This window comes from Janthinobacterium sp. AD80 (assembly GCF_002878455.1).
Classification (GTDB): Bacteria; Pseudomonadota; Gammaproteobacteria; order Burkholderiales; family Burkholderiaceae_D; genus Janthinobacterium.
Window position 1 is genome coordinate 15,138 of sequence record NZ_NRDQ01000018.1, and the last position, 23,005, is coordinate 38,142.

At 65.6% G+C, this 23,005-nt stretch carries 13 protein-coding genes; 8 read left to right on the top strand and 5 right to left on the bottom strand.

Going from position 1 to position 23,005, the window contains the following annotated elements; all coding sequences use genetic code 11:
- Both JaAD80_RS03950 and JaAD80_RS03955 read right to left on the bottom strand, forming a co-directional pair.
- Complete coding sequence (locus tag JaAD80_RS03950) at positions 1 to 948, bottom strand: ROK family protein (protein ID WP_102292977.1); 948 nt, start codon at positions 946 to 948, stop codon at positions 1 to 3.
- On the bottom strand, positions 935 to 2,071 hold the full coding sequence (locus JaAD80_RS03955; protein ID WP_102292978.1) for an SIS domain-containing protein: 1,137 nt from the start codon (positions 2,069 to 2,071) through the stop codon (positions 935 to 937). Before JaAD80_RS03955 ends, JaAD80_RS03950 begins: the two co-directional genes overlap by 14 nt.
- A 346-nt stretch (positions 2,072 to 2,417) precedes the next feature.
- Here JaAD80_RS03955 and JaAD80_RS03960 point away from each other — a divergent pair, with 346 nt between their 5' ends.
- The 6 genes from JaAD80_RS03960 (at position 2,418) to JaAD80_RS03980 (ending at position 15,271) form a co-directional block, all read left to right on the top strand.
- Complete coding sequence (locus JaAD80_RS03960; RefSeq protein ID WP_102292979.1) at positions 2,418 to 5,768, top strand: TIM-barrel domain-containing protein; 3,351 nt, start codon at positions 2,418 to 2,420, stop codon at positions 5,766 to 5,768.
- Positions 5,769 to 5,866: 98 nt separating this feature from the next.
- Entirely contained in the window at positions 5,867 to 8,812 is a 2,946-nt protein-coding gene (locus JaAD80_RS03965; protein ID WP_102292980.1) for a TonB-dependent siderophore receptor, read from the top strand.
- Positions 8,813 to 9,332: 520 nt separating this feature from the next.
- Positions 9,333 to 9,806 carry a carboxypeptidase-like regulatory domain-containing protein gene (locus JaAD80_RS31330; RefSeq protein ID WP_258002798.1) on the top strand — a complete coding sequence of 158 codons (474 nt, stop codon included), beginning with the start codon at positions 9,333 to 9,335 and terminating at the stop codon, positions 9,804 to 9,806.
- Positions 9,712 to 12,375 carry a TonB-dependent siderophore receptor gene (locus tag JaAD80_RS03970; protein WP_258002799.1) on the top strand — a complete coding sequence of 888 codons (2,664 nt, stop codon included), beginning with the start codon at positions 9,712 to 9,714 and terminating at the stop codon, positions 12,373 to 12,375. The genes JaAD80_RS31330 and JaAD80_RS03970 overlap by 95 nt, the downstream gene beginning before the upstream one ends.
- A gap of 67 nt (positions 12,376 to 12,442) precedes the next feature.
- On the top strand, positions 12,443 to 13,834 hold the full coding sequence (locus tag JaAD80_RS03975; RefSeq protein WP_102292981.1) for a Gfo/Idh/MocA family protein: 1,392 nt from the start codon (positions 12,443 to 12,445) through the stop codon (positions 13,832 to 13,834).
- 129 nt (positions 13,835 to 13,963) lie between these two features.
- Positions 13,964 to 15,271 carry a DUF3472 domain-containing protein gene (locus JaAD80_RS03980; protein WP_258002800.1) on the top strand — a complete coding sequence of 436 codons (1,308 nt, stop codon included), beginning with the start codon at positions 13,964 to 13,966 and terminating at the stop codon, positions 15,269 to 15,271.
- Between the two features lie 11 nt (positions 15,272 to 15,282).
- Here JaAD80_RS03980 and JaAD80_RS03985 read toward each other — a convergent pair whose 3' ends face one another.
- From JaAD80_RS03985 to JaAD80_RS03995, 3 genes are read right to left on the bottom strand one after another with little or no spacing between them, the layout of a single operon-like run.
- On the bottom strand, positions 15,283 to 17,040 hold the full coding sequence (locus JaAD80_RS03985; RefSeq protein ID WP_102292983.1) for an ABC transporter ATP-binding protein: 1,758 nt from the start codon (positions 17,038 to 17,040) through the stop codon (positions 15,283 to 15,285).
- A gap of 19 nt (positions 17,041 to 17,059) precedes the next feature.
- Complete coding sequence (locus JaAD80_RS03990) at positions 17,060 to 18,874, bottom strand: ABC transporter ATP-binding protein (RefSeq protein WP_258002801.1); 1,815 nt, start codon at positions 18,872 to 18,874, stop codon at positions 17,060 to 17,062.
- A gap of 9 nt (positions 18,875 to 18,883) precedes the next feature.
- Positions 18,884 to 21,016: a TonB-dependent receptor gene (locus JaAD80_RS03995; RefSeq protein ID WP_219726777.1), complete on the bottom strand. Its 2,133-nt coding sequence runs from the start codon at positions 21,014 to 21,016 to the stop codon at positions 18,884 to 18,886.
- Between the two features lie 170 nt (positions 21,017 to 21,186).
- Here JaAD80_RS03995 and JaAD80_RS04000 point away from each other — a divergent pair, with 170 nt between their 5' ends.
- Positions 21,187 to 22,146, top strand: coding sequence for an AraC family transcriptional regulator (locus tag JaAD80_RS04000; RefSeq protein ID WP_102292984.1), 960 nt, complete (start codon positions 21,187 to 21,189; stop codon positions 22,144 to 22,146).
- Positions 22,147 to 22,280: 134 nt separating this feature from the next.
- Positions 22,281 to 23,005, top strand: a 725-nt coding sequence (locus JaAD80_RS04005; protein WP_102292985.1) for an ABC transporter ATP-binding protein, incomplete at its 3' end; no start/stop codon positions are given.

Consider the following 23,005-nt stretch of genomic DNA (forward strand, 5'->3'; position numbering starts at 1 on the left):
TCAAGCCTTTGTTTGTTGTCGGATCAAAAGGGCCGCGCCGCGCGCGCCGCCGGCGTCGCCAAAGCGGGGCGGCAGGATGGGCGGCACATGCACGCCGGGGAACAGGTGGCGCCTCACGGCGGCCGGCAGCTTGTCATACAAATGCGGCAGCTTGGACAGGCCGCCACCGAGCACGATGGCATGGGGGTCGTAGGCCAGCACCAGGCCGGCCAGCGCGTGGCCCAGCAAATCGAGGTGCACGGCTACCGTGCGTTCGGCCACGGCGTCGCCCATGTTGGCGCGGGCCACGATAGCCAAGGGCTCCGCGCCATCACCGCCGAAATGCGCGTGGAGTTTACGCATGGCGGGGCCGGAGACATAGCGCTCCAGGCAGCCCGCCTTGCCGCATGGGCAGGCGTAATCCATCAAGCCGTGCTGCGCCAGCAGGGTGGCGGGCAGGCTCCAGTGGCCCCATTCGCCGGCCACGCCGTTGAAACCGCGCAGCAGCTGGCCGCCCACGCAGTAGCCGCCGCCGGCGCCCGTGCCAAGGATGGCGCCGAACATGCTGGGTGCCTGGTCGGCCGCGCCGCCCTGTGCTTCCGACAGGGCGAAGCACTGGCAATCGTTGCCGATGGCGACCGGGCGTTGCAAGGCCTGCTGCAGGGTTTGCGCCACCAGGCGGCCGTTCAGGGCCGGCACGTTGGAGCTGAGCTGGCGGCCGCTGGCGCTGTCGATCACGCCAGGCAAGCCGATGCCGACGGGCGCCGCCGTGCCCAGTGCCGCGTCGCCGCGCGCCACGAGACCGGTGATGGCTTGCACGAAGGCGTTGAAATCGTCGCCCGGCGTGGCGACCCGTTCGCGGAACACTTCCGTCAGCGCGCCATCGCGGTCGGCAAACGCCACCAGTTCGATCTTGCTGCCGCCGATGTCGATGCCGTGAAAGCCTGCGGTGTGATTAGAATTGCTCATGGCCATAGATGGTGACACCCTGCACGACACGGTTGACGATGCCGCCGGCGAATGGATTGTCGGGGCGCAGTTGCAGCAGCGCGGACTGGTGCAGCGCATATTGTTGCGCCATCAGCAGCCACAATGGGGCCAGCCAGGCGTCGGGCCATGCCGGCGCATCGGCCGACAGGTCGCCGCCGATGCCCACCGTCAGGCAGCGCTGCGCCACGCTGTCGCGCTGCAGTTCATTGAATAAATCGTCTTCATACTGGCGCGCCAGCGGCTTGCTGCTGCGCAGCAGGATCACCAGCGACTCCGTGGTGACGGCCGATTTCGGACCGTGGCGGAAACCCAGCGGTGTATTTGCCATGGCCATCACGCGGCCACCCGTCAATTCCAGGATTTTTAATGCCGCTTCCTTGGCCAGCGCCTCCAGCGGGCCGCTGCCCAGGTACATCACGCGCTGCACGGGTGTGGAGCCCAGCTCCGCCACGGGCGCCGACCAGTCGCGCAAGGCGTGTTCGCCCAGTTGCGCCAGGGTGTCCAGGTGAGCCAGGTCCGTGTCCTTGCCCAGTACCGACAGGGCCGCCAGCAGCATGCTGCTGAAACTGCTGGTCATGGCGAAGCCACGGTCGCAGCTACCGGCCGGCATCAGCAGGTTATAGGTGTTGCTGTCATTGGCGCCCTGGCGCGCCAGCTTGCCATCGGCGTTGCAGGTGATATTCAGGAAGCGCGCGCCGGGCACGACCTGGCGCAGCAATTCGACGGCCGCCAGGCTTTCCGGGCTGTCGCCGCTGCGGGCAAACGACACCAGCAGGGTAGGGGCATCGGCTTTCAGGTACAGCTCGTGGTGCGTCAGCAAAGTGGTGGTGGCGATGGCGCGGATCTGCGCGGGCCAGGCCGCGTTCAGGGTGTCGACGACGATTTCGCCCACGTAGGCCGAGCTGCCGGCGCCCGTGAGGATCACGCGTTGCTGCGGGTTGGACAACGCGTCGCCGAGGAAGGCGGCCAGCGCTGCTTGCTCGTCGCGCAAAATGCCGGCCAGTGCGCGCCAGATGGCTGGCTGGTGGGCGATTTCCTCGGCCGTGTGCAGGCCGCCGATGTCGCGCCAGGTTTGAATGTCACGCTGAAGAAGGGTAGTCATGTGAGGTCAGTAAAGTGTTTGTTGGGAGAAAGCATAAATACTAAATTTCGAAAAGTCAAATACGAAAGTAAAACGAAAGTAAATTGTTTGCTGGCTTGCGAAATAATGTCGTTTTATGGGGCCTGAATCGTGTTGCGGTGCCGCATGAAACCGTGTGCAGCTGCGGCCTGTCGCTGAAATGCCACGATAACGAAAGTATGTTTTGTGACATTCTGGTGAAACGTAAGATAAATGCGCCATTTTTGGGCATTTTATTAATAAATTGGCGCTTTAACTTTCTTTTGATTGACGATATTTATTTTTTTTCTTAAAGTAATTTCATTGAATCACTCCTGAAAGCCGACAGATGAAACCGCTCCCGCTTCCCCGCCGCGCCCTTGCCGCCTGTGTCGTCGCCGCCCTTGCCACCCTGGCCGTGCCACGCCTGCATGCCGCGCCTATCGGCAACCTGGCCAGCGTGAGCGCCGTGCATGCGGCCGACGTGGCCAGGGGCGAGGCGCTGGGCTGGGACCTGCGCAGCGACACGGGCATGCAGTTGCGTATCAGCCTGCCGCAAGTGGACGTGGTGCGCATAGAGGCGGGCGGCAAGGCCGGCTTGACTGGCCCTGGTGACAAGGCGGCGCCCATCGTCGTGGGCCAGCCGGCCGCGCAGGTTGCCTACCAGGTCAAGGAACAGGCCGACCATATTGTCATCAGCACCGCGGCCCTGAGCCTGCGCATCGACCGCAAGCCCTTGCGCCTTACCCTGTTCCGCCAGGGCGACACGCTGCCGCTGTGGCGCGAGGTGCAGCCGCTGTCGCTGGACGACAAGCAGGGCGTGCAAGTGCTATCGAGCCTGCCGGGCGAGCGTTACTTTGGCGGCGGCCAGCAAAATGGCCGCTTTGAATTCAAGGGCAAGCAGGTGCCCGTGTCGTATTCGGGCGGCTGGGAAGAGGGTGACCGCCCGAATCCCGCGCCATTCCTCATGAGTTCACGCGGCTGGGGCATGCTGCGCAATACCTGGTCCGACGGGAACTACGACTTGCGCGACCAGGAGCAGATCTCGCTGCAGCACGCGGAAGGGCGTTTCGATGCGTATTTCTTTGTCGGCAAGGACTTGCGCGACGTCGTCGCCCGCTACACGGACTTGACGGGCCGCGCGCGCATGCTGCCCCGCTGGGCGCTGGAATACGGCGACGCCGATTGCTACAACGATGGCGACAACGTGAAAAAGCCCGGCTCCGTGCCGAAGGGCTGGAGCGATGGCCCGACGGGCAAGACGCCGGACGTGGTGGAAACGGTGGCGCGCCAGTACCGCGAACACGACATGCCGGGCGGCTGGATTTTGCCCAACGACGGCTACGGCTGCGGCTACACGAACTTGCCGGAAACCGTGAAAGGCCTGGCCGGCTACGGTTTTCGCACGGGATTGTGGACGGAAAACGGCGTCGACAAGATCGCCTGGGAAGTGGGCCAGGCGGCCAGCCGCGTGCAAAAGCTGGACGTGGCGTGGACGGGCAAGGGCTACCAGTTTGCCATGGACGCGAACAAGTCCGCCTACGACGGCATCCTGAACAACTCCGACAGCCGGCCGTTCCTGTGGACGGTGATGGGCTGGGCCGGCATCCAGCGCTACGCCGTGGCGTGGACGGGCGACCAGAGCGCCAGCTGGGACTACATCCGCTGGCACATTCCCACGCTGATCGGCTCGGGCCTGTCCGGCCAGGCGTATGCGTCGGGCGACGTCGACGCCATCTTTGGCGGCAGCCCGGAAACCTATCTGCGCGACCTGCAGTGGAAAAGCTTTACGCCCGTCCTGATGGGCATGTCCGGCTGGGCCGCCGCCGAGCGCAAGCATCCTTGGTGGTTCGAGCAGCCGTACCGCGACATCAACCGCCGCTATCTGAAGCTGAAGATGCGCCTCACTCCCTATATGTATACCCTGGTGCGCGAAGCGGAGCAGTCGGGCGCGCCGCTGGTGCGCGGCCTGATGTGGGATTATCCGCAAGACCCGGCCGCCTACACGGAAGCCTACAAATACCAGTTCCTGCTGGGCCGCGACGTGCTGGTGGCGCCAGTCTACCGCAGCCAGGCCGTCAGTGGCGGCTGGCGCAAGGGCATCCACCTGCCGCAGGGCACGTGGTATGACTACTGGGATGGCCGCCAGGCCACGGCCGGCGCGCAAGGGTGCGACCTCGATATACAGGTCACGCTGGATAAACTGCCCGTGTTCGTGCGTGCCGGCGCCATCCTGCCCATGTATCCGGAAATGCTGTACGACGGCCAGAAGCCGAAGGATCAGCTGACCCTGGATGTCTATCCGCATGGCGATTCCGCATACACCCTGTATGAAGACGATGGCAACACGCGCCAGTACCAGGGCGGCGCCTTCAGCCAGCAGATCATCCGCATGCGCCAGGCGGGCAGCGACGTGCAGGTCGATATCGGCGCCGTCGATGGCCAGTACGCGGGCCAGGAAGCGCGGCGCGGCTATGCGCTGCGCATGCTGGCGGGCCAGCGTCCGGCCGCCGTCAAGGCGGGTGAGCGCCTGATCACGGCATCGGCCGACCGCGCCGCCTACGACAGCGCAAGCGAGGGCTGGTTCTTCGACCCTGCAGACCGCCAGGGCACCTTGCACGTGAAGGTGGCGGCGCAGGATATCCGCCAGCCTTTGATCCTGCAGGTTGCCGGCGCGCTGGCCATGGCACGCACGGATGCCGACTTCCCCGCCGCGCCCGTGCCGGGTCGCGCCTTGCCGGCCGACGCCATGCAGGTGGTGGCGCGTCCCGCGGAAGAAAGCGGCTATGCGCTGGAAAACGCCTTCGATGGCAAGCCGGAGACGTGGTTCCGCACCGTGCGCAGCCCGTCCGTGAAAAGCGGGCCGCATGAATGGGTGATCGGCTTCACGGAGCGCAGGCTGATCGATGGCATCGAACTGGCACCGCGCAACGACCAGCACTGGAAACATGGCCAGGTGCGCGATTATGAAATCTACATCGGCGACAACAACGGCGAGTGGGGTGCGCCGCTGCTGCGCGGCACGCTCAAACTGGAGCAGGGCACACAGACCATCAGTTTCCCCGCCACGGCCGGGCGCCTGCTGCGCTTTCGGGTCATGAGCACGCAGAATCCCGAAGGCAATGGCGCGGCGTCCCTGGACCCGATGGTGACGGCGGCGCAAGGTGTGCCCGTGGCGCGCGCCTTCGACGCTGCGCTGGCCACCGAGGTGGCGCCCGTAACCTTGTCCGAGTTCCGCGTGCTCGAACACCGCGTGGCCGAAGGCGAGGAGGTGCAGCGCTATCTGTCGGACCTGGCGCTGCCGAAGAATATCGCGAAAGACCGGCCGGCCGGCAAGGCGGCCGAGATGCGCATGAACGGGCTGTGGTTCCGCAAGGGCCTCGGCGTGGGGCCGGCCAGCCGCATCGACTTGCAGCTGGCGGGCAACTGGAATCTGCTGCGCGCCGACCTGGGCGTGGACGATAGCTGCCGCAGCGCGGGCGGCTTGCAATTCCAGGTGTGGAGCGGTGAGCGGCTGCTGTACGACAGCGGCCTGGTCACGGCTCCCGGGGTGGTCAAGCCCGAAATCGACGTGCGCGGCCTGAGCCAGCTCAGTTTGCGCACCCTGGGCGCGCGCGGCGCCCACCCGGCCCAGGTCTGCGGCAACTGGGCCAATGCTGTCTTGACCGGTACGCAAGGCGCGACAGTCAAGCCGCGCTAGACACTCAATCATTTCATTAAAAACGAGCCCCTCTTCGGACCGGGGAGGGGCTCTTGCAACCTGCCGAAAACAAATCACTTATAAAAAGGGAGTTGAGAATGCACTTGAAAAAACTGATGGCCGCGATGGTGGCGGTGGGGCTGGCTTCAACGGCGCTGGCGGCGGAGGAGGAGAAGCTGGCGAGGGTCGAGGTGACAGGCTCCAGTCTGAAGCGCATCAACGCGGAAACGGCGTCGCCGGTGCAGGTGATCAACGCCAAGCAGATCGAGAACATGGGCGCGCTCACCTTGCTGCAGGTGCTCGACAACCTGCCAGCCGCCCGCCCGGCGCAGCAGGATTTCCGCTCGATGTTTACGGGTTCCGACGGCGGCTCGCAAGCCAATCTGCGCGGCATGGGCGCGCAGGGCACCCTGGTGCTGCTCAACGGCCGCCGCCTGTCGTTCTATGGTGCCCCGGCCGGCTTCCAGACCATGTTCGTCAATATCGACGCGATTCCCGCCGCCGCCATCGAGCGCATGGAAATCCTCACGGATGGCGCGTCGGCCGTGTATGGTTCCGATGCCGTGGCCGGCGTGATCAACGTCATCACCAAGAAGTCGTACCAGGGGCTGGAAGCGCGCGCCAACGGCGAGTTTTCGCCCAGCGTGAAAGCCTATGGCGAGCGCCAGGCCAGCCTGTTGTATGGCCTGGGCGACCTGGCCAGCGACGGCTACAACGTCTACGCTTCCGTGAATGTCTACCAGCGCGACCGCATCGCCCTGGCCGATACGTACCAGAAGCGTCCTTCGCATTTTTATGTGAACAATCCCAATTTCATTCCCAACATGCGCGTGGGCGTGGGCAGCGAGCCTGGCGTGATGAACCCGGGGACCTTCTTTGTCTTCGACAAGGCCAGCAACAATGCGCGCACCCAGCGCGCCGCGCCCGGCTGCAACACCAGCATCACCGAAGCCTCGGGCACGCGCTGCGTATGGAATGCGCTGCCCAACCAGCTCGACACGGGCCCTACCTCCGAGCGCGCCACGGCCTACCTGAGCGGCCGGCTGAAGCTCGGCGGCGACATGGAAGCGTTCGCGGAAGGGGCGTTCACCCATATCAAGATGCGCGGCGAGAACGGCCCGTCCAGCTTCAATAGCGGCAGCACGAACAACTGGTTCGCGCGCAACACCGGCAATACCCTGAACACCTTTGCCACGCCTTTCCTGAGCCCCAACAACGTCTACCTGAAAGGCAAGCTCGATGCCGACATGGCTGCCAAGATGGGCGGCGCGGCCGGCTTGAACTATCTGCTGCAGGATGCGACAGGCCACTTCGGCCAGAAGAATGTCGATGAAAACTACCGCGCCCTCGTCGGCCTGCGCGGCAGCATCGGCGGCGGCTGGGATTTCGAGACGGCGCTCAGCGTGGCGGGCAGCCATTCGACCCTGTTCCAGACGGCGAACATCAACATCAAGGGTTTCGAGCAGGCGTTCGGCCCGTTCACGAAAGACCCTGTCAGCGGCCGCACGTATATCTCGGACAATCCCGCCTACAAGTTCGGCGAAATCAGCGAGGCGAATGCGGCGCTGTTGCGCGCCGCCTACCCGACCTTTGCCATCGAGTCGTGGACCAAGCTGATGACGTGGGACGCCAAGGTGGAAGGCACGCTGTTCAAGCTGGGCGAGCGCGAAGTGCGCGCCGCCGTGGGCACCAACGTGATGCGCGAAAGCTTCCTCACGCCCGGCAATGCGGATGCGGCCAATGGCCTGATCACGCAGCAGGGCGGTTCCTGGTTCGACGGCCGGCGCACCATCGCCGCCGTCTTTGGCGAAGTGGTGGTGCCGCTCAGCGATACCCTGGAAGTCAATGCGGCGGCGCGCCTCGACAAGTATCCGCATTTCTCGGCCAACCTGGCGCCCAAGGTGGGCGTGATCTGGCGCGCGCGGCCCGACCTGATGCTGCGCGGGACGTATTCCGAAGGCTTCCGCGCGCCCAACCTGGCCGAATCGGGCACGGGCGGCGTCTTTGCGCAGGTGGGCGGCATCCGCGACACGGTGCGCTGCGATGAAACCAACGCCATGGCGCGCGCCCTGCTGAAATCCTGGGTGGCGACGGATGCGGACCTGGGCAAGAGCCTGCTCAATTCGAACTGCTCCACGACGGTGGGCGGCCTGACGCCGCCGAACCAGAACCTGCGTCCGGAAAAAGCCAAGATTTCCACCGTGGGCCTGGTCCTGCAGCCGGCCAAGGATGTGAGCATCTCCATCGATTACTGGTTCATCAACCGCCGCGACGAAATCGTGCGCCAGGACTTCAATGAGCTGTTTACGGAACTGGTGGACAAGTACGGCCCGACCCTGGCCGGCGCGCCTAACGCCATCCGCAACGATCTGACGGACGCGGACCGCGCCAACGTCGCGGCGGTGGCGGCCATGTGCGCCAATCCCGCCAACGCGGGCGTGTGCACGGGCGGCGCGCCAGGCTACTCGGTGGGCAACCTGGGCGGCTTGATCAACTCGTATTCGAACCGCGGCCGCACGTTGATGGACGGCGTGGATATCGACGCGCGCACGCGCTTTGCGCTGGGCGACTGGGGCAAGCTGAGTACCGGCATCGCCGCCACCATCCGCAAGCGCGACACCCACGACAGCGAAGACGGCAGCGAGATCAAGGGCAACACCGTCGGTTACTACGATTCGCCGCGCTACCGCGCCACGGTGAATGCCGACTGGAGCTACCGCAACTTCGTCAGCAGCGTCTTCATCAACTATTCTGGCAAGACGCGCTGGGCCTACGGCCCTTGGGACAAGGACAACACGCCGGAAAACTGCACCGCCGCCTCGGTGGCGCTGCCGGCCGGCCAGTGCAAGGGCGCGCCCTCGTACACGACGGTCAACCTGGCCTTCAGCTGGAAGCCCATCAAGCACCTGGACATCGGCCTGAACGTGAAAAACGCCTTCAACAAGCAGCCGTACTACGACCCGAATGGCTGGGAAGGCTACAACCATAGCCAGGACCTGTTCGGCCGCCAGTTCGCCCTGTCGGCCAGCTACAAATTCTTTTAAGGCGTGAGGACAGCGTAGCAGCGCTTGCCCCGGCCCGCCGGCGGATGCCGTCGTCGCGGGCCGGGCATTGCCATAAAGCAAAAAACATTATTTCGAAACATGCAATACGAAAGAAGAAACGTAAGCAAGGGAAGAGGAGCATGCGATTTACACGCGTATTTTCACTGTGCGCCATGCTGATTTCGCCCTGGTTACAAGCTGTTCTTCGTTTTCATGTATCTGTCATACCACGGTAACGAAAGTTTTGCGTGATCTCCTGCAATAAAACGAAAGATAAAACGGCATTTTTTAATGATTTTGACGATAAATTTCCGTAATAACTTTCTTTTTATTGACGATACTTATTTTTCTTTTTAAAGTATTCCCAAGGAAACGAAAATTGGCCGACACGGACTGATTTTCCGGAAGGCGCGGCTGGCTGGCCGCACCTGCCGACGATCACCATAAAAATGGCGCCCTCCGCAGTTCCGCCCGGAGCGGGAAGGGCGCTGATAACCCTCGAAATAGACGGAGAGACATCATGCATAGCACCCGACTCAAATTGCGCGACATCAGCCGCGCCGCCGCCATCGTCATCGCGCTGGCGGCCGGCGTGCCAGGCCAGGCCTGGGCGCAGTCGAACGCCACCAGCACCATTTTCGGCGAAGTGAGCGCGCCGGCCGGCGCCACCGTGGTATTACAAAACCTGGCGACGGGCGTGCAGCGCACCCTGACACCGGATGCGTCGGGCCGCTATGTGGCCAACTCCATGCCGCCTGGGCGTTATGAAGTGCGGGTGCTGCGCGCCGGTGCGGTCGAAGCGAAGCAGGAAGTCGAAGCCCTGATCGGCGCCGGCGCGCGAGGCGAACTTCGGCCCGGCCAGCGCGGCTGGTGCAGCGGGCCAGGAGCAGACCGTCGTCGTGAAAGCCTCGCGCAACCCGATCGACGTGTCGAATACCAACAATGGCGTGATCTTCACGGCCAAGGAACTCAAGGCGCTGCCAGTCGGCAATGATGTCGCCTCCATCGTGCAGCTGACGCCAGGCGTCACGCGCGGCACCAACAGCGTGTATGGCAATGCGCCATCGATCGGCGGCTCGGGCCAGTCGGAAAACGCGTTCTACGTCAACGGCTTCCCCATCACGAACATCCTGACCCAGGTGGGTGCCTCGGAACTGCCATTCGGCGCCATCTCGAACATGCAGGTGCTGTCGGGCGGCTACGGTTCGGAGTTTGGCCGCTCGACGGGCGGCGTGATCAACATCACCACCAAGAGCGGTGGCAACAAGGTGGAATTCGGCGGCAAGGTTTCCATCATTCCCCGTTCGCTGAAAGGGGCGCCCGAGAACACCTATTATCCGCAGACGGGCGCCAATCCTGGCACGGACGGCACCTTGCAGTACTGGAACCGCGACAACGGCAGCACCAGCAAGGTGGTTGGCCTGTATGGCAGTGGTCCGCTGATCAGGAACAAGCTGTTTGCCTTCGTGGCGCTGGAGCAGACGCGCACGGACGGCCAGGCCGTGGCAGCCGCCGCCGACTCGGGCACGGCGCTGGCGCGTGGCTGGAGCACCAGCCAGAGCAGGGTGGACCGCATGATGGCCAAGCTCGATTACAACCTGACGGACAACCATCACTTCGAATACACCAAGCTGTACGACCGCACCAAAACGGATAGCCAGTCGTATGGCTACAGCTACGACACGCATGCCAGCAATGGGATCCAGTCCGGCAAGGGCGAGAGCACCATCAACTGCTGCGGTTCCTCGGCTGCGCCAGGCGCGAATATCGACATTTTCAAGTACACGGGCTACCTGACGGATGACCTGACCGTGACGGCGATGATGGGGCAGTCGCGCACTTCGCACCGGCGTACGCCGAACGGCTACGATCCGAGCTTCGCCCAGACCTCGTCGACCGCATCGACGCAGGTGCCGGGCTTGAGCTATGCCAATCCGCAAACCGTCACAGGCACCCTGATCGATCCATCGTCGCAAGACCGCCAGAAGGCCAAGCGCCTGGACCTGGAATACAAGCTGGGCAAGCACTCGCTGCGCGGCGGCATCGACCGCATCGACGTGGAGTCGCAGGTGGGCCTGAGCCTGGCCGGCGGCTACCGCTGGAGCTACCGCAAGGCGGAAGACCCGAACCGCGCCATCAACGGCGCGTTTGAAACGCCGGCACAGGGCGGAGGCTATGGCGCGCAGGGCTATTACGTCAGCAAGGACCTGAACGCCAACCTGGCGCGTCCCACCAGCGTGCAATCGGCGCAGTACATCCAGGATCACTACCAGGTCACGGAGCGTGTGCTGCTGGACCTGGGCCTGCGCCGCGAGCAGTTCACCAACTACAGCACCGATGGCGTGGCCTTTATCTCTCAGCGCAACATGATCGCCCCGCGCATGGGCGCCACCTGGGATTACCTGGGCGACGGCACCTTGAAATTCTTCGCCAACGGCGGGCGCTACCACCTGCCGGTGCCGTCCAACTTGTCGAGCAATATGGCCAGCCCGTTCCTGGCCACCAGCGAAATGTTTACCTACACGGGTGTCGATCCGGTCACGGGCGCGCCGACAGGCCTGCACGCCATCAGCAAGCCGTATTCGGCCAATAACGCGTATGGCCAGAGCCGCGATGCGCGCGAAGTGACGGCCGTTGGCCTGAAACCGCTGTCGCAGGACGAATTCTCGCTCGGTTTCGAGCGCGCCCTGAGCAAGAAGCTGGTAGTCGGCGCCAGCATGTTGTATCGCAAGATGAACGACACCAATGACGACACCTGCGACGAGCGTCCGCTGCAAGCCTGGGCCACGCGCAACAGCGTCGATACCAGCAACTGGAGCGGCTTCCAGTGCGCCATCATCAACCCGGGCCGCGACAACAGCCTGATGGTGGACTTCGACGACGGCAAGGGCTTGCGCCGCGTGGACATTTCGGCGGCGGAGTGGGGCAATCCGAAACCGGCACGCACCTACCGTGCCTTGAACCTGTTCGTCGAGCACCCGTACACGAATGGCTGGTACGGCAAGCTGACCTACACCTTGTCCGGCCTGAAGGGCAATATGGAAGGCCAGACGGACAGCATCGGCGGCGGCGACGTGGGCCTGACGGTCAGCGCCGATCACAAGGAACTGATGTACAACGCCTATGGCTATCTGCCGGGCGACCATCGCCACGCCTTCAAGGCCTATGGCTTCATGCAGGTCGTCGCCGACGTGACGGTGGGCGCCAACATGACGCTGATCTCGGGCGCGCCGCGCAACTGCATCGGCGCGCTGCCCGATGACCTGAAGTTCGACAACGACTACGGCGATTCCTATTTCTACTGCAATGGCAAGCCTGCGCCGCGCGGCAGCCAGGGCCGCCTGCCATGGCAAGCCCAATTGGACATGAATGTGGCCTATACTCCCAGCGCCATCAAGGGTCTGAGCCTGAAAGTGGACGTATTCAATGTGTTCAACACCCAGACCGTGACCCGCTACAGCGAGACGCGCGAAGACCATGGCGCCATTGCCCGCAACTACCTGCAGGTGGCTGGCCGCACGGCGCCCCGTTCGATCCGCTTCACGGCTGAATACACCTATTAATATGCATGCCGGCCTGCCTTGCGGCGGGCTGGCGACCATGATTACCAACGGAAGTGAGAAGAGACCAATGACGACACAATTCAATCGCCGCAATTTCCTGTCCGCCAGCGCAGCGCTGGCCGGTGGCGCCATGGCCGGCAGCGCCTTGCTGCCTGGCGAAGCCGCCGCCGCGCCTGCCGCCGGCCGCGACAAAGTCCGCCTGGGCCTGATCGGCACGGGCATGCGCGGACAGGTGCTGCTGGCGGAACTGGTGCGCCGCGATGACGTGGAAGTGGTTGCCCTGTGCGATATCGAACCGATCATGCTGAAGCACGCGCTGGGCCAGGTGGCCAAGGCCGGCAAGCCGCGTCCGCGCACCTATGGCGAAGACCGCGACACGCAAGCCTACAAGCGCATGCTGGACGCGGGCGGACTCGATGGCGTGATCATCGCCACGCCATGGGAATTCCATGCGCCGATGGCGATCGCCGCCATGCAGGCGAAGATCGCCGTCGGCTGCGAAGTGGTGGCCGGCATCACTCTGCAGGACCACTGGGATGTGCTCAACACGCAGCTGAAGACGGGCACGCCGTACATGTTGCTGGAAAACGTCTGCTACCGCCGCGACGTGATGGCGGCGTTGCAGATGGTGCGCGCGGGCCTGTTCGGCGAACTGCTGCACTTGCAGGGCGGCTACCAGCACGACTTGCGCGCCGTGAAATTCAACAGCGGCAATCCGGCCAAGCCGTATGGCGGCGGAGTGGAATTCGGCGAAAAGGGTTGGTCCGAAGCACATTGGCGCACGCAGCACTCGGTCGAGCGCAATGGCGAACTGTATCCGAGCCACGGCATCGGTCCGTGCGCCATGTACACCAATATCAACCGCGGCAACCGTTTTACGCGCATCAACGCCTTCGCCAGTAAGGCGCGTGGCCTGCACGACTACATCGTCAAGCAGCCGGGCGGTGCGCAGCACGCGAATGCCAAGGTGAAATTCAAGCTGGGCGACATCGTCACCACCACCCTGGCATGCGAAAACGGCGAAACCATCATCCTGCAGCACGATACCAGCTTGCCGCGTCCGTACTCGCTGGGCTTCCGCGTGCAGGGCACGGATGGCCTGTGGATGGACTTGAACAATTCGATCCACATCGAAGGCGTCAGCAAGCCGCACCAGTGGGATGACTTCAAGACCTACCAGGACAAATATGACCACCCGGTATGGCGCAAATACGCGGCCCAAGCCGAAGGCGCGGGCCACGGCGGCATGGACTTCTTCGTCATCCACGCCTTTGTCGAAGCGCTGAAAGCCAACGCGCCTATGCCGATCGACATCTACGATGCCGTGACATGGAGCGCCATCACGCCGCTGTCCGAGCAGTCAATCGCCGCCAACTTCCAGACCCTGGACTTCCCCGACTTCACGGGCGGCCAGTGGAAATCGCGCAAGCCGGTCTTCGCCCTCGACGGCAAGTACTAAACCTTCAGAACCCGCTACCTCGCCTGCCGCCGTAGCGGGTTTTTTCTATCCCTATGTATTTTTCAACCGCGGCGCAGGTGCGCAGGCCCGTGTTCGCCCGCCGCAAAGCTTCACCACCAGGAGACGTCGATGAAACACAGAAGTGCATTACTCCATGCCATCCTTCCCGCCATGCCTTTGCTGCTGGCAGCCTGCGGCGGCGCCACCGCCACGGGCAACGGCAACACGGCCTTGCTGGCCGCCAGCGTGGCCGCGCCAGCCGCGACGTCCACCGTGGAACTGGCCGGCAACGCCTTCATCACCAGCGCGAACGCGGGCGCCGTCATCAACGAGCGCGGCCTGGCCGGCTGGAGCGATCCGAATGCCGTCGCCAGCACGTATTTCCGCGTGGCCGAAGCGGGACCCGTGCAGGTGGCGCTCGACGCCAGCCTGGCCGATGGCGGCAACAGCACCATCCGCGTGAAGATCAACGGCGCGCCGTTTGACGTCAAGCTTGCCGGCAAGGAGCGCAAGACCTATGCCGTCGGCACGGTCAATGTGCCGGCGGCCGGCTACGTGAAGGTCGACATGCAGGGCCTGAAGCGCGTGAAGGGCACGTTCGGCGACGTCGCGGCGCTGAAGGTCACGGCGAACGCCGCGCTCACGTATGCCAACGACCCGGCCAACTACTACTGGTCGCGGCGCGGACCCTCCGTGCACATGGGCTATACGGTACCGGCCAATACCGAGTATTTTTATAACGAGATGACGATTCCCAAGGGCCAGGACGCCATCGGCTCCTACTTCATGGCCAATGGCTTCAGCCAGGGCTACATGGGCATCCAGGTGAAATCGCCGAGCGAGCGCTGGATCTTGTTCTCCGTGTGGGATGCGGACAATGGCGCGAAGACCACCCTGGTCAGCAAGGGCGCCGGCGTGGTTGACAACGCGTTCGGCGGCGAGGGCACGGGCGGGCAGACGTATTTGTCGTATAACTGGGCGGCCGGCACGACCTACCGCTTCATCACGCGCGCGCGGCCCGACGGCAATGGCGGCAGCGACTACTCGGCCTGGTTCTTCGCGCCCGAGACGGGCAAGTGGCGCTACATCGCCACCTGGAAGCGGCCGGCGATTTCCACGTATCTGACGGGCGTGCATTCCTTCCTCGAAAACTTCATCGACACCCTGGGCTACACGGAGCGCCGCGTCCAGTTTGGCAACCAGTGGGCGAGGAATGCATCGGGCACATGGTCGGAAGTGACGGCCGGGAGGTTCACGGGCGACGCCACGGCCACCAATGCGCAGCGCATGGATTACGCGGGCGGCCTGGAAAATGGCAAGTTCTACCTGCATAACGGCGGTTTCTTCGCCGATTATGTGAAAACCAGCCAGAACTTCACGCGTCCGGCCACGGGCCAGACGCCCACCGTCGACGTGAGCGCCCTGCCGATGCAATAGGGCCGGTTGCGCTAGGCGGAAGCTGGCGGCGCGGCCAGCCGCCAGGACTTCACGGCCTGCTGTGCCTGCCACATGGCGTGGTACTTTCCCTGGCGCGCCAGCAGCTCGCCATGCGTGCCCTGTTCCGCCAGCTGGCCATCGGCGATGACGAGGATCTGCGCGGCACCGGCGATGGTTGACAGGCGGTGCGCAATGACGATCACGGTCTTGTCGCGCACCAGCGCGTCGATGGCGCGCTGCACCGCCACTTCGCTTTCCGTGTCCAGGGCAGCCGTCGGCTCGTCGAGGATGATGATGGGTGCATCCTTGAGCAGGGCGCGGGCGATCGACAGGCGCTGTCGCTCGCCACCCGACAGGCGCGCGCCATTGTCGCCCAGGGGCGTGTGCCAGCCTTGCGGCAGCCGTTCGATGAAATCGATGCACTGCGCCTTGCCGGCCGCCGCCCGCACCTCGTCGTCGCTGGCCTCGGGGCGAGCCATGCGGATGTTCGCCAGCACGCTGTCGTCGAACAGATATACTTCCTGGAAAACCACGCCCACCAGGCGGTCCAGCGTTTCCGTTCCCAGATGGCGCAGGTCGGCACCGCCGATGGCGATGCTGCCCTGCTGCGGGTCGGCGTGGCGCAGCAGCAGGCGCGCCACGGTGGTCTTGCCGGAACCGGATGGGCCCACCAACGCCGTCATGCTGTTCGGCGCCAGGCGCGCGCCGAAGCCGCGCAGGGCTGGCTGGCCCGCATCGGCATAGGCGAAGGTCACGCCTTCGAACGTCACCGCGTGACCGATGGGCGCCTGCGCGGGTTGCAGCTGCGGCAGCGGCGCCACGGCCAGCAGCGCCTCGATGCGCTCCAGCGCCGCCTCGATCAGCTCGAAAATGGCCGTATAGCTGACGAAGGTGGCCAGCGGTTCCGCGAAGCGCACTACCACCACCAGCACGGCGGCCAGCATGCCCAGGTCCAGGCTGCCTTGCACCACCCAGGCGACGCCGGCGGCCACTACCAGTAGCAAGCCCAGTTCGACCACGCTGGCGACCACCACATTCGGCTTGGCGCCTTTTTTTTGCGCCATGGTCTGCAGCTGTTGCAGCTGAAGCAGGCCCGCTTGCAGGGCTGTCGCCCGCGCGCCCACGCTGCGGGCGCTACGCAGCACGGGCAGCCCCTGCGTGTATTCGACGATATCGGCGGCGCTGCGCTGGTGCGCGGCGGCCAGCGCACGCATGCCGCGCCCATACGCAGGACGGCGCCAGCGGTACAGGGGCACGATGGCGGGGAAGACCAGCAGTAGCAGCAAGCCCAGGCGCCAGTCGAACGCCAGCGTGGCCAGCGCCGTCACCAGCGGTGTCACGAGGGCCAGCAGGATGATATTGATGATACTCAGCGCATAATTGAAATGTTCATCTACGTTGCCCAGCAAGGTAGCGTTGATTTCGCCGGCGCGCCGCGTGCGCAGCAGTTCCAGCGGTATGCGCCGCAACTGCGCGCCCAGGCGCGTGCGCAGCGCATGCGTGGTGGCGGCCATCTTGCCGTCATAGTCGAAGCCCTGGGCGCGCCAGCGCAGTACGCTGGAGACCAGCATCAGCGCCGTCATGGTGCCCAGCCAGGCCGTGGCGGTGCGCGGCGCGGGCGCCGTCAGCATGGCGCGGAAAAATGGAAACAGGCAGGCCAGGGCCAGGCCCTGCACGGCGGCGGCCAGCGCCAGGCCGTGCAGGGCGCGCCGCAACTGCGGCGCCAGTGGCCGGCGCTGCGCAGCAGCTGGCGGTAGGTGTCGCGCCATGGGGTGACGGCAGGTATGCTCAAAACAGGGACTCCTGGCAAGTGGTGGTGGGGCCTGGCGGCTGTAGGGGCGCATGCGCATGCAGTGCCCATCGCTGCGCCTGTTCATGGCTGGCCCACAGGCGCGCATACACGCCGCCCTCGGCCAGCAGGGCGGCATGGCGCCCCACTTGCACCAGTTGGCCACGTTCGAAGACCAGGATTTGCTGCGCATCGCAAATGGTCGACAGGCGATGCGCCACCATCAGCACGGTCTTGCCGCGCATCAGGGCCGACAGCGCGGCCACCAGCGCCGCCTCGTTTTCCGGGTCGGCGAAGGCGGTCGCTTCGTCGAGCACGAGGATGGGGCGGTCTTGCAGGATGGCGCGCGCGATGGTGATGCGCTGGCGCTGGCCGCCCGACAGGAACAAGCCCTGTTCGCCCGCCTGTGTCGCGTAACCCTGCGGCAGGGCCATGATGAAATCGTGCGCCTGCGCCGCCCGCGCGGCAGCCTGCACGTCCTGCAGGCTGGCTGCGGGCAAGCCCAGGCGGATATTGTTGGCGATGCTGTCGGCAAACAGGAAGGTATCCTGGAATACCATGCTCACATGGCCCATCAGGGTATCGGCATCCATGGCGCGCACGTCGACGCCGCCGACGAGAATGCGCCCCGCGCTGGCGTCCCAGAAGCGCCCGATCAGGCGCGCCACCGTGCTCTTGCCCGCGCCCGACGGCCCCACCAGCGCCGTGATGCTGCCGGCCGGCGCGTGGAAACTGATGCTGCGCAGGGCCGGCTCGTCCCCGCTTGCATAGCTGAAATCGACGTCCTCGAAGACCACGCTGGCGTCGGCGGGCGTCTGGCTGTGCGCCGGCATGGGCAGGGTGGGCAGGCGCAGCACCTGCACGATGCGGGCGATGCTGAGGCGGGATTTCTCCACCATGTGATACAGCAGCATCAGCGGCAGCATGGCTTCGGCCATGCCCGTGCCCAGCAGCAGCACGGCCAGCCAGGTGCCGAAGGACAGGCTGTCGTGCCAGCTCAGCCAGGCGCCCAGCCACAGCAGCACGGCCAGGGTCGGCATGGGATTGAGCACGGCCATCGAGAAGCGCGCGCTGAACCCCGCGCCGCGGTACCAGCGTGTCAGCACCTCCAGGTAGGCATCGAGCGCCGCCTGGTAGCGGCCAAAGCTGCTGCGGCCCGTGTCGAAGCTGCGCACGACGGGCATGGCTTGCACGAATTCGATCACGGCCGCGCTGACCCGCTCGCGCGCCGCATTGTACTGGCGCGTCATGTCGCCATGGCCGCGCATGGCCAGCGACAGCACGCCGAAGCCGCCCAGCAGCACGGCGCCGGCGGCCAGCGCCAGGCGCCAGTCGAGCCACAGCAGCACGGCGCAGGTCAGCGCGGGCAGGGTGTAGGCGCGCGCAAACAGGGGCGTGCTGTCGGCAACGAAGATATGCAGTTCCTTGACGTCGTCCTGCAGCACCTTGGCCAGCGCGCCCGCGCCCAGTTGCTGCACCTGGCCCAGCGGCACGCGTGCCAGGTGCGCGCTCAGTTCCGTGCGCAGCACGGTCTCCAGGCGAAAGGCAGCGAAGTGCGATTGCTGGAACGCCGTCAGGCGCAGCACGTACGCGGCCACCGTGCAGGCGGCAGCGCCCAGCATGAGGCGCCAGGGCCAGGCGTGCGGTGCGCGCAGCAGGCTATCGGCCAGCCACGCCAGTTGCGCCAGGGCCGCCATGCCCAGCAAGGCGCCGCAGGCCGACAGCAGCATGGCCAGCCGCACCTGCCCCCGCACGGGGCGCATGATGGCCCAGGGCGCATCGCCGCCCGTCTTGTTGTTGACATGGTCAGGCATGCGCGCTCCTTAAAAATGCCAGCTGGCGCCCGCGCCGATGCTGCGCCCGCGCGCGGGCATGCCGGCGCTGGCGGTGGGGGTGAAGTAATAGCCATACAGTTCGTGGCGGCGGTCCAGCAGGTTGTCGGCCCAGACATACACTTCGCCATTGCCGGCCGCCAGGCTGACCCGCAGGTCGAGTTTCTGGTAGCTGCCCAGTTCAAAATGGTTTTGCGGATCGTTGGCGCGGCGCCCCGTATAGCGGTAGGACAGCAGGGTGCGCACGCTAGGCGCGGCCAGGCCCCAGAACGATACCAGTGGCTGGCGGTGCGCCAGCGACAGGGCGCCGCTCCAGCGGGCGATATCGGGTAGGCGGTTGCCGGCGCTGACGTCGCCGCCCGAAACCCCGGCCACGCCGCGCGTGATGTCGCCATCGGTGAAGTTGACGCCGCCCGTGACGGTCCAGGCGCGCGCCATGCGCCACACGCCTTCGAGTTCCGCGCCGCGGCTGCGCGTGTCGGTGTTCAGGGCCGTGGTGGCGAAAGTGGCGTAGTCATAGCCCAGCATGTGGTCGTCGCGCACCTGGTTGCTGAAAATGGCGCCGTTCAGGGCCAGGCGGCGCGCCGCGTCTTCCATCTTGAAGCCCAGTTCCAGGGTGTTCGCGCTGGCCGCCTTGTATGGCGTGCCGTCGGCAACGCTGCTGCTGCTGTCGTTGAAGCCGCCGCTCTTGTAGCCGCGCGCGGCCACCGCATACAGATTCGTCGAAGGCGTGGCCGCCCATGACAGCGCGACCCTGCCCGTGCTGTAGCTGTCGCGCAGGCTGCGCGCATCGCTGCCGGCCGGCCCGGCGCCGCCGAAGACGGCCGCATACGACTTGCGTTCGTGTGCATGGCGCAGGCCGGCCGTCAGTTTCAGCGCCGCCGCCAGCGGATAGCTTGCCTCGCCATACACGGCGTTGGCGCGCGTGTCGAAACGGCGCCGCGCCAGGCTGCCGCTCACTTCGTCGTGCATGTCCGCGCCGCGCAGCGATTTGAGCAGGTTCGCGCCGGCCACCCAGAATACGCGCGCGCCGGGCAGGGACGACCAGCGCAGATCCTGCTGGATCAGGTCATCGCTGGCGCGGTCGGTCTTGAAATACTCCATGGGCAGGCCGTAGACCTTGCGCGCCATGCGCAGGTCGGCGCCGCTGCGCTGGTCCATGTCGTTGCGTACGTAGGAAGTGAGGGAGGTGAGACGGCTGGCGGCCAGGTCGTGATTGATCTCCACCGAGTGGCGCGTCACCGTGTTGTGGGCGTAAAAGCCGCCCGGCGCCAGGTCGATCGTCGGCGGCTCGGTGTAGGGACGCAGCAGCATCATGCCTACCTTGCCGCGCTGGCGCTGGCGTTCCGCGACGAGCAGCAGCGAGGTGGCGGGCATCGGCTGCCACAGCACGCTGAGGCGGGCGCCTGCGTCGCGCGCCTTCAGCACTGGCCGGCCATCCTGCACGTTGATCACCTGGCTGTCGGCGCCGGCGCCACGCAGCGCCACACGCGCGCTGACGCTGGCCGACAGGGGGCCGCCCACGGCCGCTTCCGTCAGGTACTGGCCATCCTGACCCATCTCGGCGCGAACCAGTCCTTCCGGCGTGCGGCCGGGGCGGCGCGTGGTGATGTTGATGGCGCCCGCTTCGCTGTTGCGGCCGAACAAGGTGCCTTGCGGGCCTTTCAGCACTTCGATGCGTTCGATATCCATGGTGGCCAGCGAGGCGCCACGGCTCGACAGGGGCACGCCGTCCACGCTCATGACCACAGAGCCGTCTTCGGCGCTGACCTGGTACAGCGAACCGACGCCGCGGATGCGCACGTTGGCATCGTTGAAGCCGCCCCAGGAGTTGATGTCGACGCCGGGCAGGGTGCGCAGCGCGTCGTCCAGGTTGAGCAGGCGGCGTTGCTCCACCGTGTCGCCGCCGATGACGCTGACGCTGAAGGGCAAGTCTTTCGCCAGTTCGTTGCTGCGGCGCGCCGTCACGCTGACGCTGGGCAGGCTCAAGGCGGCATTGTCGGCGGCGGGCGGCGCATCGCTGGCGTGGGCGGCGGGACAGGATGCCAATGCGGCGGCGGTCAGCCAGGCCAGGCGGCGCAGGCGCGGATGACGGGGACGAAAAGGGACGGGAACAGGCATCATGGTGTGGGCGTCTTGCACGGTTGGATATCAGGGAGGAGAAAAATAGGGCGTTGCTGTACATGGCACTCTTTGATTGTGCAAGCACGGCATTTAGATGATAATCATTCCCATTTGAAATTTCCGCCCGAATCCGTGCCATTTCGGCCCGCATCGGGACAACAGGACCCGCCATGGCTTTGCTCGATCCACCCGTCATCGTTCCCGATATCTCGGCCGCCGCGCTGCTGTCCGACATTTCCGTCCTGCGGCTCGGCCCCGACCACGACTGTCGCCTGACTACCGTGCCCCTGCAGGACGGCATTGAGGTGATGAGCTGGAAGGGCAGCTTCGAGCAGCCGCTGGAGATCGCCCTGTGCGACGACAGCGACCGCATACATTTCACGTATCCGCTGCAGGGCAACTGCCGTTGCTGGTTTGAGGGCGGCGTGGGCGGCCACGAACATATCGTCAGGATCAACGAAGGCAGCATCAACTATGGCCCGGACCGGCGCGGCCGCTTCAGCCAGCAAGGCGCGTTCGAGAGCGTGACGGTGATGGTGCGGCCGGACATTTTCAACACCTGGCTCGACGAGGTTGACCCGTCCCTGCGCCAGGCGCTGGCGGCGGGACGCTGCTTCGCCGAAGGCCACCGGGGCGCGGAGCTGCATGCCACGGCGCATGCATTGAGCCAGGCGCTGCACCCGGCGCGCACCCGCCTGCTGGGCGAACCTGCCCGCCACCGCCTGTGGCTGCAAGCGCAGGGCCTGGCGATGGTGGGGCTGTTCCTGGAAGGGCGCGGCGGCAAGCCGTGCACCTGCGATTCCACGCATGCGGACTGGAAGCTGTTGCAGCAGGCGCGCGACCGCCTGCTGGCGGACCTGAGCCGCGCACCCACCCTGGCGGAACTGGCCGGCAATACGGGCTTGAGCGTGCTGCGCCTGAAACGGGGATTCCGCCAGATGTTCGGCGCCAGCGTGTACGGCCTGTTCCAGCAGGAGCGCATGCACGACGCGCGGCGCCGTCTGCGCGGCGGCCACCTGTCCGTCATGCGCGTGGCGTCGGACCTGGGCTACACCAACGCCAGCCATTTCGCGGCCGCCTTTCGCAAGCAGTTTGGGGTCAATCCGGCCGAGGTGAAGCGCGGCGGGTAAGTATTAACCGGATCCGGGCAGAAGCACAGCAGATCCGGGCGGAAAAAATCGACAGCAATGCTTATGGTGGCAGTTTCCGGCGCGCACAGCCTGCCGCGCTGGCCCAGCCCCCGCTTTCTGTTGAGAGGATTGTCATGTCCATTTCCCCCGGCCTCGTCGTTCGAGGCCTCGCCAAGACCTATGCCAACGGCGTGCCCGCGCTGAACGGCATCGACCTGGAAGTGCCGCCCGGCCTGTACGGCTTGCTGGGGCCGAACGGCGCCGGCAAGAGCACCTTGATGCGCACCCTGGCCACGTTGCAGGCGCCCGACCGCGGCAGCATCCACCTCGATGGCGTCGACGTGCTGGCCGACCCCGACCACCTGCGCCGCCGTCTCGGCTACCTGCCGCAGCAGATCGGCGCCTATCCGGGCGTGTCCGGCCACAGCCTGCTGGAACGCTTCGCCTGGCTCAAGGGCAACAGCGACAAGGCCCGGCGCCACGCCGAAGTGCAGGCGCTGCTGGCGCGGGTCAATCTGTCCGATGCGGCGCACCGGCCCGTGTCGACATATTCAGGCGGCATGCTGCGCCGCTTCGGCATCGCGCTGGCCCTGATCGGATCGCCCCGCCTGCTGATCGTCGACGAGCCGACGGCGGGGCTGGACCCGGCCGAGCGCAACCGCTTTCACCGCGTGCTGGCCGATGTCGCCGCCGAGGCGGTGGTGCTGCTGTCGACGCATATTGTCGAAGACGTGGAAAACCTGTGCCCGCGCCTGGCCATCCTGGCGGGCGGGCGCATCGTTGCGCAGGGCACGCCGGCCAGCCTGACGGACGGCTACCGGGGCCGCTTGTGGCAGCGCGTGGTGCCGCGCGGCGAAGC

Coding starts and splice junctions, on each gene's coding strand:
- JaAD80_RS03950 (WP_102292977.1), bottom strand. CDS start 948: ATGAGCAATTCTAATCACACCGCAGGCTTTCACGGCATCGACATCGGC.
- JaAD80_RS03955 (WP_102292978.1), bottom strand. CDS start 2,071: ATGACTACCCTTCTTCAGCGTGACATTCAAACCTGGCGCGACATCGGC.
- JaAD80_RS03960 (WP_102292979.1), top strand. CDS start 2,418: ATGAAACCGCTCCCGCTTCCCCGCCGCGCCCTTGCCGCCTGTGTCGTC.
- JaAD80_RS03965 (WP_102292980.1), top strand. CDS start 5,867: ATGCACTTGAAAAAACTGATGGCCGCGATGGTGGCGGTGGGGCTGGCT.
- JaAD80_RS31330 (WP_258002798.1), top strand. CDS start 9,333: ATGCATAGCACCCGACTCAAATTGCGCGACATCAGCCGCGCCGCCGCC.
- JaAD80_RS03975 (WP_102292981.1), top strand. CDS start 12,443: ATGACGACACAATTCAATCGCCGCAATTTCCTGTCCGCCAGCGCAGCG.
- JaAD80_RS03980 (WP_258002800.1), top strand. CDS start 13,964: ATGAAACACAGAAGTGCATTACTCCATGCCATCCTTCCCGCCATGCCT.
- JaAD80_RS03985 (WP_102292983.1), bottom strand. CDS start 17,040: ATGGCGCGACACCTACCGCCAGCTGCTGCGCAGCGCCGGCCACTGGCG.
- JaAD80_RS03990 (WP_258002801.1), bottom strand. CDS start 18,874: ATGCCTGACCATGTCAACAACAAGACGGGCGGCGATGCGCCCTGGGCC.
- JaAD80_RS03995 (WP_219726777.1), bottom strand. CDS start 21,016: ATGATGCCTGTTCCCGTCCCTTTTCGTCCCCGTCATCCGCGCCTGCGC.
- JaAD80_RS04000 (WP_102292984.1), top strand. CDS start 21,187: ATGGCTTTGCTCGATCCACCCGTCATCGTTCCCGATATCTCGGCCGCC.